The organism is Bacillus sp. BP-3 (assembly GCF_028401955.1).
In the GTDB taxonomy this organism is placed as follows: domain Bacteria; phylum Bacillota; class Bacilli; order Bacillales; family Bacillaceae_G; genus Bacillus_A.
This window is the reverse complement of record NZ_JAQOTJ010000014.1, coordinates 67,945-87,441: the sequence shown is the minus strand read 5'-3', so window position 1 is coordinate 87,441 and position 19,497 is coordinate 67,945. Positions and strand designations below refer to the sequence as shown.

Here is a 19,497-nt window from a genome sequence, read left to right as displayed (position 1 = left end):
TGTTTGTAAAAAATCATGCTTTACATAGGTAAAGAGAAGTTCTTACGAACGAAAAAGATAAAAGATAAAAAAATGTTCGTTTTTAAATTGACTTCTCTTTGCATTTTGGTACAATTATATTGTTTGAAAAGTTCGTTTGAAAATTTCGGAGGTGCTTGAATAATGTCTTCAGTAGTAGTTGTAGGAACACAGTGGGGCGATGAAGGAAAAGGTAAAATTACTGATTTTCTTTCTGAGCATGCGGAAGTAGTTGCAAGATATCAAGGTGGAAATAACGCTGGGCATACAATTGTTTTTGGCGGAGTTAAATATAAATTACACTTAATTCCATCTGGTATTTTCTATAAAGAAAAAATTTGTGTAATCGGAAACGGTATGGTAGTAGATCCGAAAGCATTACTTGTAGAGTTAAAATACTTACACGATCGTGGTGTAAGCACTGATAACTTACGTATTAGTAACCGTGCACACGTTATCTTACCTTATCACTTAAAACAAGATGAGTTAGAAGAAGAGAGTAAAGGCGATAACAAAATCGGTACTACGAAAAAAGGTATCGGTCCTGCATATATGGATAAAGCTGCTCGTATTGGTATCCGTATGGCTGATTTATTAGATCGTGAAGCATTTAAAGAAAAGCTTGAACGCAGTTTAGCAGAGAAAAATCGTTTATTTGAAAAAATGTACGATACAGAAGGTTTCAGTGTAGAAGAAATCTTTGAGGAGTACTTCGAATATGGACAACAAATCGCACAATATGTATGCGATACATCTGTCGTATTAAATGATGCATTAGATGACAACCGTCGCGTATTATTTGAAGGTGCACAAGGTGTTATGCTTGATATTGACCATGGTACGTACCCATTCGTTACATCTTCTAACCCAGTTGCTGGTGGTGTGACAATCGGATCTGGTGTTGGTCCTTCAAAAGTTAATCGTGTAGTAGGTGTGTGTAAAGCATATACAAGCCGTGTTGGTGACGGTCCATTCCCTACTGAACTTCATGATGAAATTGGTCATCAAATTCGTGAAGTTGGTCGTGAATATGGTACAACAACAGGTCGTCCACGCCGCGTAGGTTGGTTTGATAGTGTTGTTGTAAGACATGCACGTCGTGTTAGTGGTTTAACGGATTTATCATTAAACTCTATCGATGTATTAACGGGTATTCCAACTGTTAAAATCTGTGTTGCTTACAAATACAACGGAGAAGTTTTAGATGAAGTTCCAGCAAACTTAAACATTTTAGCAAAATGTGAGCCTGTTTACGAAGAGCTTCCAGGTTGGACGGAAGATATTACTGGTGTAAGGTCATTAGATGAGCTTCCTGAAAATGCAAGAAAATATGTAGAGCGTGTTTCTGAATTAACAGGAATTCAATTATCTATGTTCTCAGTTGGTCCAGACCGTAGCCAAACAAATATTGTTCGTAACGTATACGGTATCTAATCTTGTCTTTTTCTTAAAAATACGGTATATTAAAAAAGAACCCACATTAAATGGGTTCTTTTTTCACGTTTTTATAAAAAATTTTAAAAAAGTATTGCAAAAAGAAAACATTTCATGATATTATAAATCCTGTCGTCACGAAAACATGACATTGGTGAACACGAGCCATTAGCTCAGTTGGTAGAGCATCTGACTTTTAATCAGAGGGTCGAAGGTTCGAGTCCTTCATGGCTCACCATTTTTATTTTCGTGGCCCGTTGGTCAAGTGGTTAAGACACCGCCCTTTCACGGCGGTAACACGGGTTCGAATCCCGTACGGGTCACTTCTTTATATAGTATGTTTTGGTCCCGTGGTGTAGTGGTTAACATGCCTGCCTGTCACGCAGGAGATCGCCGGTTCGACCCCGGTCGGGACCGCCACTTTTGTTTAATACCACAATTAGTGGTTTTATATATATGTTTTGGCTCGGTAGCTCAGTCGGTAGAGCAGAGGACTGAAAATCCTCGTGTCGGCGGTTCGATTCCGTCCCGAGCCACTTCCAGGATATTAAGTGGGCCCGCTTAATATCCTTTTTATATTGTGCAATTTTACAAATGGGATTAGTTCTTTTAAAATAGAATGAAAGGAAGCCTCTAGCATTTGAAGCTAGAGGTTTTTCTGTAAGGAAGGCATTAAATGTTTAGGAGGAAACTAATATGATGGGAAAGAAAATTTTAATCGTTGATGATGAAAAACCAATTGCAGATATTTTAAAGTTTAATTTAGAAAAAGAAGGTTTTGAAATTGTAATGGCTCATGATGGTGATGAAGCTATTGAAAAAGCAAATGAAGAACAACCAGATATGGTTTTATTAGATATTATGTTACCGGGAAAAGATGGTTTAGAAGTTTGTCGTGAAATACGAAAAAACTATGAAATGCCAATTATTATGCTAACAGCAAAAGACTCTGAAATTGATAAAGTTCTTGGATTAGAACTGGGGGCAGATGACTATGTAACAAAGCCGTTTAGTACACGTGAATTATTAGCACGAGTAAAAGCGAATTTACGTCGTCATCAACAAGGAGGGGCAGCTGAAAAAGAAGAAAATGCAGAGATGGTTATTGGTCCAATTGTGATTAACCCAAATGCATATAGTGTAACAAAACGCGAGGAAAATATTGAGTTAACACATCGCGAATTTGAATTACTTCATTATTTAGCGAAGCATCTAGGACAAGTTATGACGCGTGAACATTTATTACAAACCGTTTGGGGCTATGATTATTTTGGTGATGTGCGTACAGTAGATGTAACGGTTCGTCGTTTACGTGAGAAAATTGAAGATAATCCAAGTCATCCGACTTTAATTGTAACAAGACGTGGTGTGGGATATTACTTACGCGATCCAGAGCAGGAGTAATATTATGAAGAAAGTTGGTTTTTTTCAGTCTATTCACTTAAAGTTCGTATTAATTTACATGCTATTAATTTTAATGGCAATGCAAATTATTGGTGTCTATTTCGTTCGAGAGTTAGAGAAAAATCTTGTGAAGAGTTTTAAAGAATCATTAACACAACGAACGAACTTACTTGCTTACAATTTAAAGCAGGAATTTGCAAAAGAAAGAGATAAAACAAAAGATTCTACCCTTGAAGAAGCACTTAAGACGAGTATAGAAGATTTTGCTTCTGATCGAAAAGCAGACATCCAAGAGGTTCGCGTCATTGATGAGAATAGTCGTGTGTTAGCAACATCAAATCAACATAATCAAGGTATTGTCGGAAAAAAAACAACGGATTTATTGGTAAAGCGAGCTTTAGTGCAAGAAAAACCTGTTGAAAAACTGGAAATAGACCGTAATACAGGAAATCGTGTGCAGGTTGTTGCTACTCCAATCAAGGTGCCCATCCAAGCAAATAATGATAAACCTTGTGTAATCTATATCGTTGCTTCTATGGAAGATGTTTATAAACAAATGAAGCTCATTAATCAAATCTTTGCAACGGGAACAGTTATCGCATTATTAGTAACAGCTGTGCTAGGTATTTTATTAGCACAAACCATTACAAGACCAATTTCAGATATGCGAAAGCAAGCTATTGAAATGGCAAAGGGAAATTACTCTCGTAAAGTAAAAGTGCATGGTAATGACGAAATTGGTCAATTAGCATTGGCATTTAATAACTTATCAAAGAAGTTGCAACAAGCCCGTTCTTCTACAGAGAGCGAGAGAAGGAAGCTTTCGTCTGTATTATCTCATATGACAGATGGAGTAATTGCGACGGATCGAAAAGGAGATATTATCTTATTAAATGATCCGGCAGAAAAAATGCTCAACGTTTCACGTGAAACGGCATTAGATCAATCAATTTTAGAAATATTAGGCATCCAAGAAGATTACACATTAGAGAACTTATATGAAGAACCAGACTCAGTTATATTAGATTTTAGTACAAGAGATGAGCCATATATTTTACGAGCTAGCTTTTCTATTATTCAAAAAGACAATGGAAAGGTAAATGGTTTCATCGCTGTACTATATGATGTGACAGAACAGGAACGAATTGAGGGGGAACGTCGTGAATTTGTGGCAAACGTTTCTCATGAACTACGTACACCATTAACAACGATGCGAAGCTATTTGGAAGCATTGGGTGAAGGGGCGTGGCAAGATCCGAATATTGCACCGCAGTTCTTACAGGTAACACAAGAAGAAACGGAGCGAATGATTCGACTTGTTAACGCATTGCTACAACTTTCAAAATTAGATAGTACAGAATATCGTTTAATGAAAGAATGGGTAGACTTTACACAATTCTTTAGTAATATCATTGATCGTTTTGAAATGTCGAAAGAGCAGAATGTATCGTTTAAACGTTCATTTTCTAAGAGAACACGTTTTATTGAGATCGATGAAGATAAAATTACACAAGTTCTTTATAATATTATTTCAAATGCATTAAAGTATTCTCCAGAAGGTGGAACAATAACATATCGTTTACGGGAAAGAGAAGATATGTTAGAAATAAGCGTTAGCGACCAAGGAATGGGGATTCCGAAAGAGAACGTAGATAAGATTTTTGAACGTTTCTATCGCGTTGATAAAGCGCGTTCACGTAAATTGGGCGGAACAGGATTAGGTCTAGCAATTGCCAAGGAAATGATTCAAGCTCATGGCGGTTCCATTTGGGCAAAAAGCGAAGAAGGAAAAGGGACAACTATTTATTTCACGCTTCCAATGGAAAAGGAAGAAGAGGATGACTGGGAATGAATATTGAGAAATTAAAATCAGTCTTGCTAATTAACTTAGTTGTTATTAGTATATTTCTTACTTTTAATTTATGGACCTATGTACCTGATTCTAGTAAGTTGCAAAATGCGAAATATTTACAAGATAATACAGAAGGAGAACAGAAGAGCCTTGTAAATGTAATTTTGCCTTCTGTAGTTCTTTTTCATAAAGAGAATACGCATCTTGGAAGCGAAAATATGGATAGCATTGACCCGTTATATAAGTTGCTTGAAAGAGGAGAATTGTCCGACTTTAAAGATATATCAAATGATATCCCAAAACAGCAATTCTTCTCCTTTATTCGTGGTAAAAACAAGATTGAAATGATTTTTCCTACACATATACCATTGGATTCTACGAGAGGCGTTTTTTCCATTAAAGAAAAAATCCCAGAGTCATATAGCTTTAATCGTATAATGATTGATTTACAAAAAAGTCGGGATGGTAATATTCCTGTATATTTCATTTCATATGAACATCACAAGGTATATCATATGGTATTAAAAGGAGTTATGCTTCGAGAGCTTGAAACGGCACGTGATCAATTTGCAGCTAGTGCGAGGGATTACTCTCAATACGCACTAAGTGAAACGAGAGAGATATTTTTACCAGATACGAAAACGGATATGCAGAGTATGGGGTATTTAGTAAGTGACATATCCGAGGATGTATTTATAAATGCACTATTTACAGATCCTCGTTATGTAAAAAAAGTATCTGATGAACGTGAAAACACATATACAGATGGAATTCGCCTCATGCAGGTAGTAAAGAAAAAGCAAATGTTACAGTACACAAATTCAGCTGTATCAGAACAAGCAAATATATCTGGAAATGCGCTTGTTCAACGTAGTTTTGATTTTATTAATGGTCATGGTGGTTTAACAGATGCTTATCGTTTTGAATATATGAACCCTAGAAAAAGACAAACAACGTATCGTTTATATGTTGATAGCTTACCTGTATTTAACGAAAATGGCATGGCAACGTTAGAAGAAGTATGGGGGGGAGAAGAATTAATTTCCTATAAGCGTCCATTGTTTAAGCTATCATGGAAATATGGTGATGATCAAACAATCTCTCTTGCGGATGGTAAGACTGTTATACAATCCCTGGGGAAAAATGAAAATGTGGATATGAAATTAATTCAGGATATTCGATTAGGTTATAAGCTTACACCGGAGTCAGGGACAGATGGGAAAAATATTGCTGCAGTAAATTTAAAACCTATTTGGTATGTTGTGTACGGTGAAGACAATAAAGTTCAAGAGTGGTGTGAAGAGAAGGGGGGAGAGCTCATTGGATTGGAATAGGATTAAAACAATTTTTATTGTTACCTTTTTCATTTTAGATCTCTTCCTCGTCTTTCAGTTTGTAGACAAAAAAGATAGTAGCCAACTTGATTATACGACGGAAACGAATATTGAAGAACAAATGAAGGCAGATAAAATTACAGCTGAGAATTTTCCGAAAGAACCGACGAAAGATACGTATATTATGGCGAAAAATAGAGTTTTTTCCGATGAAGATATACATTCTTTAAAAAATCAAACGGTGTCTCTACAAGAGACAAATACACTTGTAAGTAAGCTTAAAGAGCCATTTTGGAATGCAAAAACAACAGCAAGTGATAATTATAGTGAATTTCTACGTTCTTATGTAATTGATGGACAAAAATACAGTGCTGCAGGAAAAGTGGAAGGATCGAGAGTGTATTTTTTTCAAAAATATAAGGATAAACCACTTTTTTATAATCAACATGGGATGATTGTTGCTGAACTAAATGAAAAGAAGGAAATTGTATCGTATACGCAAACAATGCTGTATGAATTTAAAGAGATGGGAGATCGAAATAAAGAGTTGGATATTATTTCTGCCCGAAATGCATTAGAAACGTTATATACGAAAACTGAATTGAAACAAGGGATTCATATAAAAGGAGCAAAATTAGGCTATGCAACAGTGGTAGCTCCTTCTTCCTCAAATGTACAAGTTCTTGTTCCAACCTGGAATTTGTATACAGACAAAATGGACTACTTTGTAAATGCAATAGAAGGACAAATTATTCAATTAGGTAAGGACAACAAGGAAATTGAGCAATGGAGTGAGGCTAAATGAGTTTGCATTTTAGTGTACTCGCAAGCGGCAGTACGGGAAATGCGCTGTATGTAGGGACAGAACGTGAAAAATTATTAGTAGACGCGGGATTGAGTGGGAAAGCAATGGAAGCGTTGTTTCACCAAGCCGAATTAGATATAAATAGTATATCTGGTATTCTTGTCACACATGAACATAGTGATCATATTAAAGGGCTAGGTGTGTTGGCTCGTAAGTATCATTTACCTGTTTATGCAAATGAGAAAACATGGAATGCAATGGAGCACTTAATTGGCAATATTTCAACGGAGCAAAAATTTGTTTTCTCGACTGGAGAAGTGAAAACATTTGGAGATATTGAAGTGGAATCATTTGGCGTTTCACATGACGCTGCGGAGCCAATGTTTTATGCGTTTCATCATAACGGAAGAAAATTAGCGCTTATTACAGATACTGGGTATGTTAGCGACCGAATGAAAGGGATTATTAAGGGAGCCAATGCTTTTGTGTTTGAGAGTAATCACGACGTTGAAATGCTCCGAATGGGACGTTATCCATGGAGTGTTAAACGAAGAATTTTAAGTGATGTAGGGCATGTTTGTAATGAAGATGCAGCTCTAGCAATGACTGATGTAATTACTGATGAAACAAAGCATATTTATTTGGCTCACCTTAGTTTAGATAACAATATGAAAGAACTTGCTCGTATGTCTGTTGCGCAAGTGCTTGAAGAAAGAGGACTTGCTGTAGGAGAAGCGTTCCAGCTGCACGATACTGATCCGAAAGCGCCAACTAAAATTCAATACGTATAATTCTTCATTTTGGTAAACAATAAAGGAAAATAGAGATGCTTTCGGAAGGTTAGGTGAGCAAACATGTCCTTTATTGATGAAGAAGATATGCAAATGAAACGAAAAAGAAAGCAAAAGCATAAACATATTTTTATTTCTGGTGTAGCGGGAACAGTCATTGGTGCTACATTATTTGCTTTTGCTATTCCAACGTTTTCGAAATTAGGTTGGACTACAATAAGAGAAACAGAGGCGAGTGAAGAGAAACAGTATATAGCACAGTCTACTCCTCAGGTTGCGAATACCGGAGATGGTTTTGTTAAGGCTGTTGACCGCGCTTCAGAAGCAGTTGTTGGTATTATTAACATTCAGCGTGATAATTTTTCAGAAGCAGATTCAGAAGCAGGAACAGGGTCTGGTGTGATTTATAAGAAAGAAAATGGACACGCGTACATTGTAACGAATAATCATGTCGTAGCAGGAGCAAATCGCATTGAAGTAAGTTTGAGCGATGGAAAAAAAGTTCCTGGAAAAATTTTAGGAACCGATGTTGTAACAGATTTAGCTGTCGTACAAATTGATGAAAAATATGCGAAAAAGATTATTGATCTTGGTGATTCTACGAAAGTTAAACGTGGTGAAGCTGCACTTGCAATCGGAAATCCACTAGGTTTACAATTTTCAGGTACTGTAACACAAGGGATTATTTCAGCCAATGAACGCATTGTACCGGTTGATTTAGATCAAGATGGACATTATGATTGGCAAGTAGAAGTATTGCAGACAGATGCTGCGATTAATCCTGGTAATAGTGGTGGGGCTCTTGTAAATGAAGCAGGGCAACTTATTGGCATTAACTCCATGAAAATTGCTGCAAAAGAGGTAGAGGGAATTGGACTTGCAATTCCTGTTGCAAGAGCTGTCCCTGTGATGAATGAGCTCGAAAAGTATGGGAAAGTAAGACGGCCTTATGTTGGAGTTGAGCTTAGATCTTTAAATGAAATTCCTACTTATTATTGGGATAAAACATTGCATATCCCAGCTAATGTAACGGAAGGTGTATGTATTTTAGATGTAAAAAGTCCATCGCCAGGTAACGATGCTGGTTTACATGAATATGATGTCATTGTAGCGGTTGATGGAAAAACAGTCCAGGATATTATTGCATTCCGAAAAATTCTATACAATAAGAAAATTGACGATAAGATGACGATTACATATTATCGTGGTGCAAAACGAGTAACAACAACTGTAAAATTAGGCAGTCAGCAGTATTAAAACAGGAGGCGGCCCCCTCCTGTTTTCTATTGTGGATAAGTGAGGTGAAAATTATGAAGTTACCTTGTTGTTTAGAACATGTAGAGTTGGCGCTAGATATCATTGTGGATGAATGTGAAGTAGCTCCAGTTATCCACAATGTGGATAATGCAGAAGACGAGAAAAAAATATGTGAATTTTGTCAAAATAAGGCGATATATGTTGTGTCGAACACAGATTCCCACACAATATGTGGATGATGCATGTGGATATGTGGATAACTTCTGTGGATAATGTGTTTGTAAAGTGGGGAGTACATGTGAATATCTTAATTATCTCAATCGGAAAGTTAAAAGAAAAATATTTAAAACAAGGTATTGAAGAATATTTAAAACGACTATCTTCTTATGCGAAAGTGGAAGTTGTTGAATTGCCAGATGAAAAAGCACCAGAAAATTTGAGTGAAGCAGAAATGCAAATGGTAAAAGAAAAGGAAGGAATTCGTATTTTGGATAGAATTTCTGATGATACGCATGTGATTGCATTAGCAATTGAAGGAAAACAAAAATCATCAGAAGAATTTGCTGCAAACTTAGACCGTCTTGCTACATATGGGAAGAGCAAAGTGGCATTTGTTATTGGGGGATCGCTTGGATTAAGTGAAGAAGTGATGAAACGCTCTAATGAGTCATTGTCGTTTTCGAAAATGACGTTGCCGCATCAGTTGATGCGTTTGGTACTGTTAGAACAAGTATATAGAGCATTTCGAATTAATCGTAATGAACCTTATCATAAGTAGATAAGGTTCATTACGATTAAGGGTATCAACTGAATGAAAAGGAGAAGAGAAATAAAGGAATCAATATTTCTCTTCTTTTTTATTTTGGGATTCGAAAGGGATAAAAAATTAATTTTTATTAGGTCAGTGCTAAAAAGTTTATCAGCATTAACGGACAGTAAGTCCCCACTGATGGAAGTTTCATTTTATAACTAAATTAGTCAAAGAAAACCTTCCCATAAGCAAATAGGCTCCTCATTGCTTAGGAGAGACGTTAAAGAAATACTTAACAATAATTTTAATTTTAATTGAAAAGCTACTGGGTATTATTACATTTTATAACTGGATATGTTAAAATAGTTGAGGCATTACTGAAGCTAAAAATTTTTAAGATATATGAAATAGAGTTTTTTGAAAATTAAGGAGTGGAAAAATGGCACGCAATGTACCTCTATTGTCGATTGTTGTTCCTTGCTACAATGAAGAAGCTACATTAGAAGAAACAACAAAAGAACTAACAAGGGTTATGGACGATTTAGTTGCAAATAACAAAATAAGTGATGAAAGTATCATTTTTTATGTAGACGATGGAAGCGCTGATAATACTTGGGGCATAATTGAAGAGAAAACAGCAACAAACCCTTATGTTCAAGGTTTAAAATTAAGTAGAAATTTTGGTCATCAAGGAGCGTTAATCGCGGGTTTAGAATCAGCAAGAGAGTTTTCAGATTGCGTAGTTTCAATAGATGCTGACCTTCAAGATGATGTTAACGTTATCTATCAATTTATTGATAAATATCAAGAGGGTTATGAGATTGTATACGGGGTTCGGGATAAGCGAGACACTGACACTAAATTTAAAAGAAATACTGCTTTATGGTTTTACAGTCTAATGGGAAAAATGGGTGTTAAGTTAGTACCCAACCATGCAGATTATCGTTTAATGAGCAAAAGAGCGTTAGACGAATTTATAAAATATCAAGAAGAAAACTTATTTATTCGCGGAATTGTTCCTCTATTAGGTTTTAAATCTACTAATGTTTATTATGACCGCAAAGAAAGATTTGCTGGCGAATCGAAGTACCCATTAAAGAAAATGATTGCCTTCGCTTTTGACGGACTTACTTCATTTAGCGTTGCACCAATAAGATTCGTTTCATATTTAGGGTTTTTAATGGTGCTTATTGGGATCGGAATTGCTCTTTATGCATTATTTGCAAAAGTTTTTTCATATACAACTAGTGGCTGGACCTCGTTAATGCTATCCATTTGGATTGTTGGAGGAGTACAGTTGTTGGCAATTGGAATTATTGGTGAATATATAGGGAAAATTTTCAAAGAAACAAAAGGGCGACCGAGGTATACAATTGAAAAAAATAGTGTTCTTGAGAAACAAAAAGAGTACGTATCAGACTTGATCAAAAAGTAAATGAAAAGTAAGAAAATTCATCCTCACAAAAGTATTTTGGAGTGGATATTCGTAAAAAAGCTATGAGTCTAGTATAAGTTTTTCGTTGAATGTATGGCTAAGGAGAATTCCATAGAAAAATATTCTTAGGATGGACAAACCTTATAAGTATTTACTAACAATTATTTAGGCTGTGTCTAATCAAAATCATCCCCATCTTACTGCTGGGTTATTGCCTAGTACGTGTCTGAAGATGGGGATGAATTTTTAGGGTAGGTATTACATTAGCGTGGCATTTAAAGCTAGCTATCAAATGTTCCTGGCCTTAATTAAATGAATGAGAGGAAGACTTAAAAGAAATGAAAAAGTCAGTTAGATTTAATGATCTCAGGATAAATACAATATCATTTGAAAAACTAAATATCTTTTTATTTTTTTATTCCTTTTTTATTATGCTGTTTTTTACGCAGACATCTCCATTCTTTACGTTAAGTGAGTGGGTAGACTCTAATGCCTTTTTTACAGTTGGAAAAGGTATGGCTAATGGAGTAGTCCCTTATCAAGATATTTTTGAACAAAAGGGTCCTTTGTTATATGGTTTGCATGCATTAGCTTATTCGTTTTCTCATACTACTTTCGTTGGAGTATACATACTGGAAAGTCTTGCGATGTTTGCTAACGTTGTTTTAGCATTCAAGATTTCCCGTCTTTATTTGAAGTGGATGCCTTCTGCACTTATATCTATTTTTTTCCCAGTATTAGTATTAAATCAAAATGCATTTCGTTTTGGGGATAGTGCTGAAGAGTTTTCAATTCCTTTCATAATGACACTTCTTTATATGATATTTAAATATTATAAGTATGGCTCTGATTCTCTATTTAAACGAGGAATTTTTCTTCTAAATGGGATTATGATTGCCTGTGTATTTTGGATTAAATTTACCCTTGTCGGGGCTTGGATTGGATTCTATCTTGCAATTTTAATTATTTGTATAGGTGAAAAAAGATGGAAGGACTTAGTGAACGCAATTGTTTTCACGTTTGCGGGGCTAGTTCTTGCAAGTATTCCATGGTTTATCTATTTTGGTATGAATCATGCAATTCAAGATTTGATAGATGTGTATTTAAAATTTAATCTTGGTACTTATTCATCACAAGTTGGTAAAGTTGAAAAACTAGCCAATTTTGCGTTTACTTTTGGAGATGCATTTAATGGTAATTTCGAAAGTAAAGTGTTAATTCTTGTTGGTCTAATTGATTTTATGTTTACATGGAAGTATTTTAAAGATAGAAGCCAAAAATGGATGCTTTTAAGTACGATCATTTTCCTAATAGTAGGAGTATATATTGGGGGAAGAGGCTATCCATACTACTTCCTTATTATAACTCCTTTAGGACTATTTGGATTGATAGCAATCGCTCATTTTATTCAAAATGCTAATATCAAGTCACAGATTACTCTTGATAAAAGTAAATGGTTTGCCCTATCAATGATGGCAATGGCAACAATTTTCTTTTGCTTCGGTTATAATTCAAATATGAAGTCTTCAAAGTTCTATCAGAAGGAACCTCTTGCACAAGAAAAATTTGCAGAAATCATGCATCAAGAACCGAATCCAACGTTATTAAATTATGGTGAGTTAGACGGAGGGTTTTATTTGGTGGCAGATATTGTACCGAATATCCGCTATTTTGAAAGACAAAACATTGATTATAATGAATATCCTGAAAATATGGATGAACAACATCGTTATATAAAAGAGAGAAAAGTTAAATTTGTTGTATTAAGAGTCGATCCAAAAATGAGCCCAAATCAGGTTACAGTTCCTTATCTTCGTGAAAATTATCGTTTAGTTGCTGAGCATACGCAATTTGTAGAAGGAGCAGAAAGAAAATACCTACTCTATAAGGATAAAAGTTTGTAAAACTTGTGGTTTACTATGACAACTGAACAACAAAAAGATTTGCTCTATTCTTTAGTTAAGACATTAATGTGAAACAGAAGCAAGTGGAGTATATGGAAAAAATCCTCATCTATAGTTAAAGCAGATGAGGGTTTTTTCTATCCATTTAAATTTTGCTATAAGTTACTGTGGCGTGTACTGGTTTTCTTAAACCTTGTATCTGACTGTTTATACGTCAGTTTTTAATGTTTCATAATAAAACTTTTTATTTAGTTTATAATAATACGTTCTGAAAGTATCGTTTATATTGTACAATAAAATAAAAATGAATTATAAGGACAGGAGAGATCACGCTTCGATTATGCAAATGAAAAACCTGTTTCAAAGTAAAGGGTTTCAGAGATTAGCCATATTAGGGTTACTTGTGCTCATCTTATATGGGATGAAAAGCATGTTTAATTTAATTTTGATTACATTTATTCTTACGTATTTAATGGATAGATTTCAAAAATTTATTTCTCGCAAGTTGGAACATTTTTTACCAATTAATAGGAAAATAATTATTGCATTTTTATATGCAGCATTAATTAGTGGAATCGTTATTACATTATACAAATATGTACCAGTTTTAATGGTACAAATTACGCAACTTGTGTATCAGTTTAATGTATTTATAAGAAATCCACCTGATAATGAGGTAGTTAGATATCTAGTTTCTGCAATTGATCATGTGGAATTATCGAAGTATGTGAATCAAGGCGTTGATATTATTTATAATTCACTTACAAACGTTTGGAAAGTAAGTTTGCAAATTTTACTTTCACTTATTTTGAGCTTATTTTTCTTGCTAGAAAAGTCAAGAATTGTTATGTTTACAGCGAAGTTCAAAGAGAGTAAACTAGCCATTTTCTATAATGAAATTGAGTATTTTGGAAGAAAATTTGCTCGCTCATTCGGAAAAGTGATTGAGGCGCAATTTTTAATTGCGATTGTAAATTGTGTGTTATCGACCATTGCACTTTGGATTTTAGGTTTCCCACAGTTACTTGGACTAGCGTTAATGATCTTCTTGTTGGGGCTTATTCCAGTCGCGGGTGTAATTATTTCGCTGTTTCCACTTTGTATAATTGCTTATAATACCGGTGGCATGGTTTATATTTTATATGTTTTAATTATTGTGGCAGTTATTCATGCGATTGAAAGTTATTTCTTAAATCCAAAGTTTATGTCAGAAAAAACAAATTTACCTATATTTTATACATTTATGATTTTAATTTTCTCTGAACATTTTTTAGGTGTATGGGGATTGATTATAGGAATTCCAATTTTTATGTTTTTACTCGATGTGTTAGAAGTAATAAGTGATGAGAAAGAAGAAATGGTAAATAAGAAATAAAAAGCATCTATTTTGATGCTTTTTTATTTATAACTTACATTTTTGTATGCCATACTGTAAAAAAAGATAATGGGGTGAAGAAGTGGTTGTAAATGAAAAATATGAATTTGCAACATTTGCTGGAGGCTGTTTTTGGTGCATGGTGTCGCCATTTGAGGAAATGGATGGCGTTATAAAGATTGTATCTGGATATACAGGTGGACATAAGGAAAATCCAACATACAAAGAAGTTTGCTCAGAAACAACTGGGCATTATGAAGCGGTACAAATTACTTTTGATCCAGAGCGTATGTCGTATGGGCAATTGCTGTGCTTATATTGGCAACAAATTGATCCAACTGATGCCGGAGGTCAATTTCATGATCGTGGACAATCATATGAAACAGTCATTTTTTATCATAATGAAGAGCAACGTAAAGCCGCAGAAACGTCTAAACGTGAGTTAGAAGAAAGTGGGCGCTTTTCGAAGCCGATTGTCACAAAAATTTTACCTGCTACAACATTTTATCCTGCGGAAGATTATCATCAAGGTTACCATGAGAAAAATTCGTTTCGATACGCTTTATATCGCCAAGGTTCAGGGCGTGATGCGTTTATCAAAAGATATTGGCCAAAGGATAATGCTCATTTAAAGGAAAAGCTTACTGACATGCAATTTTATGTTACGCAAGAAAACGGAACAGAACCACCTTTTCAAAATGAATATTGGAACCATAAAGAAGAAGGTATTTACGTTGATATCGTGTCAGGAGAGCCTTTATTTAGTTCGTTAGATAAATTTGATAGCGGTTGTGGGTGGCCCAGTTTTACGAAATCAATGTTATCAGCAAGTATTAAGGAAAAAACAGATGTAAGTCATAATATGACGAGAACGGAAGTGCGCAGTAAAGAGGCAGATTCTCATTTGGGACACGTATTTCCAGATGGACCGGGACCAAATGGTTTGCGCTATTGTATTAACTCTGCTGCATTACGCTTTATCCCTAAAGAGGATTTAGAAAAAGAGGGATATGGGGATTTTCTCATCCTGTTTAGACGCTAAAAATGTAACAGCCTGTTCCGTTTATTTCATTTTTGGACAGGCTGTTATTATATTGGAACACATCTGGCACAATCGACGATTCAGAAATCACCAGTATCTTTTTGGGTGTGAATATTTTACATGTAATTTAAAGAACAATGAAATTTACAAGTTTATATATCTATAGTGACGTTTAAACATATAGATTACTCAAAATATGACCTGCACTTACCCCCGCATGTGGCAAGAAAAGGCCCTGACAGCCCAGATGCTCTGGTCTCTACCTTAAAAAGAAAGAGGTTTTTTTCTCATATATCGATGAATTACATAGATTCCATAGCTTTGAATAATGAAGAAGCTAGGAATGATAAAATATCGATACCTTGTCTGTATCTCTATTAAAAAATGCACAGCTATATATCCGATAATAAGTAAGAGAAATAATGTATATTGAAGGTTTTTCTGTTTTGTGAAAAGAAGGGATAATGATCCTATCACACCAAATAACATAGTTGCCATATACACATATTTTTCATACTTCATGGATGTATCAATTAATTCTTTTTTATTTAATTGATTTAAACTCCAGTAACCAGCGGAGTCAGTATCACCCCACATAGAGGAAAATTTATCTCCAAAGAGTGTGAATAGCTTTTCTTTATCAGCAATTCGTTCTTTAATGAGTTTCATTTCTATTGCTTTTCGTTCTTCACCTATTTCTAGACTCATGATTTGTTCAGCATCTGACGCTGAATATGTCCCTGTTGTTTCGGAATTAAGTCCTAAGACAAATTTCCAAAGAGGATCACGGTTAGATAAAGGATACTTTGTAACTCCTGTAGCAATGAATATAGAGCTTACAATATAATGGACCGCGAAAAAGGTAACAAGAATACCAATAAGTTTCTTTGTTGTAGTAAACATTGTTTTTTTATCTTTTCCAAGAAATTCATGAAGGAGTAGATAAATGATAACAGCTAATAAGACGAAACTACCTAAAGGGCGTATTATATCACCAAATGCTAGTGTAATTCCGACAAAGATCCAAGTATATTTACTGTACAACCTTACTAATAAATAGAACCCTAAATAAAATAAAAATGTTGCAAGATGTTCATTAGTTAAGACTGAACTCATCATAATGCTTGGAATAAAAAAAGCATACAATAATCCAGCTATGCGTCCAGTCCACTCATTGAAAATTTCGCTTGTAATGCTATATACACATAGTGTAGTTCCTGTACAATAAAGAACATTTAACAACTTTAAAATAAATATATGGTTACCAAATAATTTGATGACGAAAGCTTGGTACATTGTAAATCCAAGTTGATACACCCATGTTGTGTAGTATGGAGAACTTGAAAAACTATAGTCACCTTGAGCCGCTTGTACAGCCCCCTTATACATTAATGCAAAGTCAGATTCAATTGGTGTTGGGATTTTTAGAATCCAAATGAATCGAGTGATAAACGCACAAAGTGTTAATAAAATAATAAATGTAGTTTTTGAAAAGTATGTATTACAAAGATAAGTTAGTAGTATAAGCAAAATCATGATGATAATTATACTGGGAGCACTAATAAGTGTTCGAACGAATAGAGTTTCTTTAACAGTTAAATAAGAATTCCAAATAGAAAAAGAAAAGATAAATAAGCACAAAATTACGAAGCATTTTGCTAAAAATGAATTGAAACGATTCCATTGTATAGATAGCATGATTTGATACACCCCTTGTTGAATAGAATGATTTATACAGGAATAAAGAGCACTATTTATGGCGTTTAAGAACTCAAAGTTTCACTTTATAAGAATACAATTTTTTTCAACAAGGTAAAATGTTTTTCAAGAAGAAAAATAATAAAATATGCCCCTTGTTTTAGACAAGAGGCATACTTTTATCTCACTATGTGTAAATAGTAAGACTCCAATTGGTTAAACTTTATTGTTGAGCCGCTTTCTCTGCCCATTCTTCTACGTTCCAAACTTTTGTAATCCAACCTTCATAAAAGTCAGGTTCGTGGCAAACAAGAATAATTGTACCTTTATATGCTTTCATAGCACGCTGTAACTCTTCCTTAGCTATTACGTCAAGATGGTTTGTTGGCTCGTCAAATAATAGCCAGTTACTTTCTGTTGCCATTAATTTGCATAAACGAACTTTTGCTTGTTCACCACCACTTAATTGGCTCAATGGACGAGAAATATGTTCATTTTTTAAGCCGCATTTTGCAAGCATTGCACGTACTTGATGTTGATCTAAGTGTGGGAACGCATTCCATACATCATCAATTGGTGTAATATTTTCAGCCTTAACTTCTTGTTCAAAATAAGCAGGCTCTAAAAAATCACCAAGGCTAATTTTCCCGTTCAGCGGTTTAATTTTTCCAAGAATTGTTTTGAGTAATGTTGATTTTCCGACCCCGTTACATCCAACAATAGCAATTTTTTCACCACGTTCAACAGTCATTGTTAATTTTGGTAATAGAGGGTGCGTATAGCCGATTTCTATACCTTCTCCTTCAAAGACAAAACGACTGCTTGCACGGCATTCTTTAAAAGAAAACTCCGGTTTCATAGCAGTTTCTGGACGATCAATACGTTCCATGCGATCGAGTTGTTTCTGACGACTTTTTGCACGTCCAGTTGTTGAATAACGCGCTTTATTTCGTGCAATAAAATCTTCTTGCTGTTTAATAAATTCTTGTTGTTTTTGATATGCTTGTAAATGTTGGTTTTTGTTCAGTTCTGCTAGTTCTAAGAACTTTTCATATGTTGCTGTATAACGTGTCATTTTTGAAAATTCAAGATGAAAAATAACATTTACACATTTGTTCATAAACTCTGTATCATGGGAAATTAAAAGGAACGCATGAGGATATTCCTTTAAATAGCTTGTTAACCATTGAATATGTTCAACGTCTAAATAGTTAGTTGGCTCATCGAGTAATAGTACTTCAGGTTGTTCAAGTAATAGCTTTGCAAGCAATACTTTCGTACGTTGTCCACCACTTAACGCCGAAACATCACGATCTAGGCCAATTGCATCAATTCCAAGACCGCGTGCCGCTTCTTCAATTTTAATATCTAATAAATAAAAGCCGCCTGCTTCAAGTGCATCTTGCACTTCTGCCATTTTTTCAAGTAGTTCTTCCAATTCTTCTGGTGATGCTGTTGCCATGTTTTCAGCAATCGTATTTAATTCTTTTTCTTTTTCAAATAAAGATAAGAACGCATCTGTTAATACATCACGAATAGTTCGTCCAGGTGTTAAAATTGTGTGCTGATCTAAGTATCCATAGTGGGTGCCAGGTGTCCATTCTACACGTCCCTGATCATGAATCAGTTGTCCTGTAATAATATTCATAAAGGTTGATTTTCCAACTCCGTTTGCACCGACTAATCCAACATGTTCTCCTGCTAATAAACGCATTGATACATCTTTAAATAGTGTACGATCACCAAAAGTATGACCTAGGTTTTCAACTGTTAATAAGCTCATAGTGTCCTCCGCTCTATTTCAAATCTATAAGTTCATTTTAATTTTTCAATATAAAAGTCGCTGCTACGCAGCATAAAAAATGACCTCATTCACTTTCTCCCTTTGTTTTCATCCTTATATGTTCAGATGCTCTTGCCTATCTAAGAAGAAAGAGGTTTTAGGTCGGTTTTTCAATTTTTATTTAGAATAGTATCTTGAATCATGATACTAAATTCTTAAATATAATGCTATCTTTTATCTTTGAATTATCGCATATTCCTTATGAAAATCGACTGTAATTTTATGGGATTTTCTATTGAGATAATGTGATTTTTATTACAATATTGTAATGTTCTTGTAAGCTAAATCGATAGTGGAGTTCTTGTATATATTATAAACTTTAGTTAGTAAGGTGGTACAAACACTGTAAAGGTGAATAAACATAATGATAAAAAAACTACGATAATGTGTGCTGTATACCAATATGATAAATAGTCATTAGTCTATTCATTTTATAATTGTTTAGAGATTATAAAGAAACCCCTTGTTTTTACGAAAAGACCCCTTGTAGAAAGAGCAACTGTTCCTGTATTGGACAGTTGTTTTTTTATTCTATTTATTTGAGATTAGCTGTT

Annotated in this window: 15 protein-coding genes and 4 tRNA genes; 17 read left to right on the top strand and 2 right to left on the bottom strand. The window is 34.5% G+C overall.

Annotated features, from left to right (window positions below; translation table 11 throughout):
* Positions 1-162: 162 nt before the first annotated feature.
* From PLX19_RS19640 to msrB, 17 genes are all read left to right on the top strand, one after another.
* Positions 163-1,452, top strand: coding sequence for an adenylosuccinate synthase (locus tag PLX19_RS19640; protein ID WP_272190465.1), 1,290 nt, complete (start codon positions 163-165; stop codon positions 1,450-1,452).
* 162 nt (positions 1,453-1,614) lie between these two features.
* Positions 1,615-1,690 (top strand) — tRNA-Lys (locus PLX19_RS19635).
* A gap of 13 nt (positions 1,691-1,703) precedes the next feature.
* A tRNA-Glu gene (locus tag PLX19_RS19630) sits at positions 1,704-1,775 on the top strand.
* A gap of 21 nt (positions 1,776-1,796) precedes the next feature.
* A tRNA-Asp gene (locus tag PLX19_RS19625) sits at positions 1,797-1,872 on the top strand.
* A 43-nt stretch (positions 1,873-1,915) separates the two neighbouring features.
* Positions 1,916-1,988 (top strand) — tRNA-Phe (locus PLX19_RS19620).
* A gap of 160 nt (positions 1,989-2,148) precedes the next feature.
* Positions 2,149-2,856, top strand: a complete 708-nt coding sequence (gene walR, locus PLX19_RS19615) for a cell wall metabolism DNA-binding response regulator WalR (protein WP_272190464.1) — start codon at positions 2,149-2,151, stop codon at positions 2,854-2,856.
* A gap of 4 nt (positions 2,857-2,860) precedes the next feature.
* Entirely contained in the window at positions 2,861-4,708 is a 1,848-nt protein-coding gene (gene walK, locus PLX19_RS19610) for a cell wall metabolism sensor histidine kinase WalK (protein WP_272190463.1), read from the top strand.
* Positions 4,705-6,042, top strand: coding sequence for a YycH family regulatory protein (locus PLX19_RS19605; protein ID WP_272190462.1), 1,338 nt, complete (start codon positions 4,705-4,707; stop codon positions 6,040-6,042). The genes walK and PLX19_RS19605 overlap by 4 nt, the downstream gene beginning before the upstream one ends.
* Positions 6,029-6,847: a two-component system regulatory protein YycI gene (locus PLX19_RS19600; protein WP_429756588.1), complete on the top strand. Its 819-nt coding sequence runs from the start codon at positions 6,029-6,031 to the stop codon at positions 6,845-6,847. The genes PLX19_RS19605 and PLX19_RS19600 overlap by 14 nt, the downstream gene beginning before the upstream one ends.
* Complete coding sequence (locus PLX19_RS19595) at positions 6,844-7,638, top strand: MBL fold metallo-hydrolase (protein ID WP_272190461.1); 795 nt, start codon at positions 6,844-6,846, stop codon at positions 7,636-7,638. Before PLX19_RS19600 ends, PLX19_RS19595 begins: the two co-directional genes overlap by 4 nt.
* A 63-nt stretch (positions 7,639-7,701) precedes the next feature.
* Positions 7,702-8,895 (top strand): S1C family serine protease, encoded by a 1,194-nt coding sequence (locus tag PLX19_RS19590; RefSeq protein ID WP_272190460.1) that lies wholly within the window; start codon positions 7,702-7,704, stop codon positions 8,893-8,895.
* A gap of 53 nt (positions 8,896-8,948) precedes the next feature.
* Positions 8,949-9,134, top strand: a complete 186-nt coding sequence (locus PLX19_RS19585) for a CxxH/CxxC protein (RefSeq protein ID WP_272190459.1) — start codon at positions 8,949-8,951, stop codon at positions 9,132-9,134.
* Between the two features lie 59 nt (positions 9,135-9,193).
* On the top strand, positions 9,194-9,673 hold the full coding sequence (rlmH, locus tag PLX19_RS19580) for a 23S rRNA (pseudouridine(1915)-N(3))-methyltransferase RlmH (protein WP_272190458.1): 480 nt from the start codon (positions 9,194-9,196) through the stop codon (positions 9,671-9,673).
* Between the two features lie 412 nt (positions 9,674-10,085).
* Complete coding sequence (locus tag PLX19_RS19575) at positions 10,086-11,081, top strand: glycosyltransferase family 2 protein (protein WP_272190457.1); 996 nt, start codon at positions 10,086-10,088, stop codon at positions 11,079-11,081.
* Between the two features lie 431 nt (positions 11,082-11,512).
* The gene (locus PLX19_RS19570; protein ID WP_272190456.1) at positions 11,513-12,985 is read left to right on the top strand and encodes a hypothetical protein; all 1,473 of its coding nucleotides are present in this window, start codon (positions 11,513-11,515) and stop codon (positions 12,983-12,985) included.
* Between the two features lie 340 nt (positions 12,986-13,325).
* Positions 13,326-14,360, top strand: coding sequence for an AI-2E family transporter (locus PLX19_RS19565; RefSeq protein ID WP_272190498.1), 1,035 nt, complete (start codon positions 13,326-13,328; stop codon positions 14,358-14,360).
* Positions 14,361-14,442: 82 nt separating this feature from the next.
* Positions 14,443-15,402, top strand: a complete 960-nt coding sequence (msrB, locus tag PLX19_RS19560) for a peptide-methionine (R)-S-oxide reductase MsrB (RefSeq protein ID WP_272190455.1) — start codon at positions 14,443-14,445, stop codon at positions 15,400-15,402.
* A gap of 264 nt (positions 15,403-15,666) precedes the next feature.
* Here msrB and PLX19_RS19555 read toward each other — a convergent pair whose 3' ends face one another.
* Both PLX19_RS19555 and PLX19_RS19550 read right to left on the bottom strand, forming a co-directional pair.
* Positions 15,667-17,100: a glycosyltransferase family 39 protein gene (locus tag PLX19_RS19555; RefSeq protein WP_272190454.1), complete on the bottom strand. Its 1,434-nt coding sequence runs from the start codon at positions 17,098-17,100 to the stop codon at positions 15,667-15,669.
* A gap of 223 nt (positions 17,101-17,323) precedes the next feature.
* Entirely contained in the window at positions 17,324-18,883 is a 1,560-nt protein-coding gene (locus tag PLX19_RS19550; protein ID WP_272190453.1) for an ABC-F family ATP-binding cassette domain-containing protein, read from the bottom strand.
* Between the last annotated feature and the right edge of the window lie 614 nt (positions 18,884-19,497).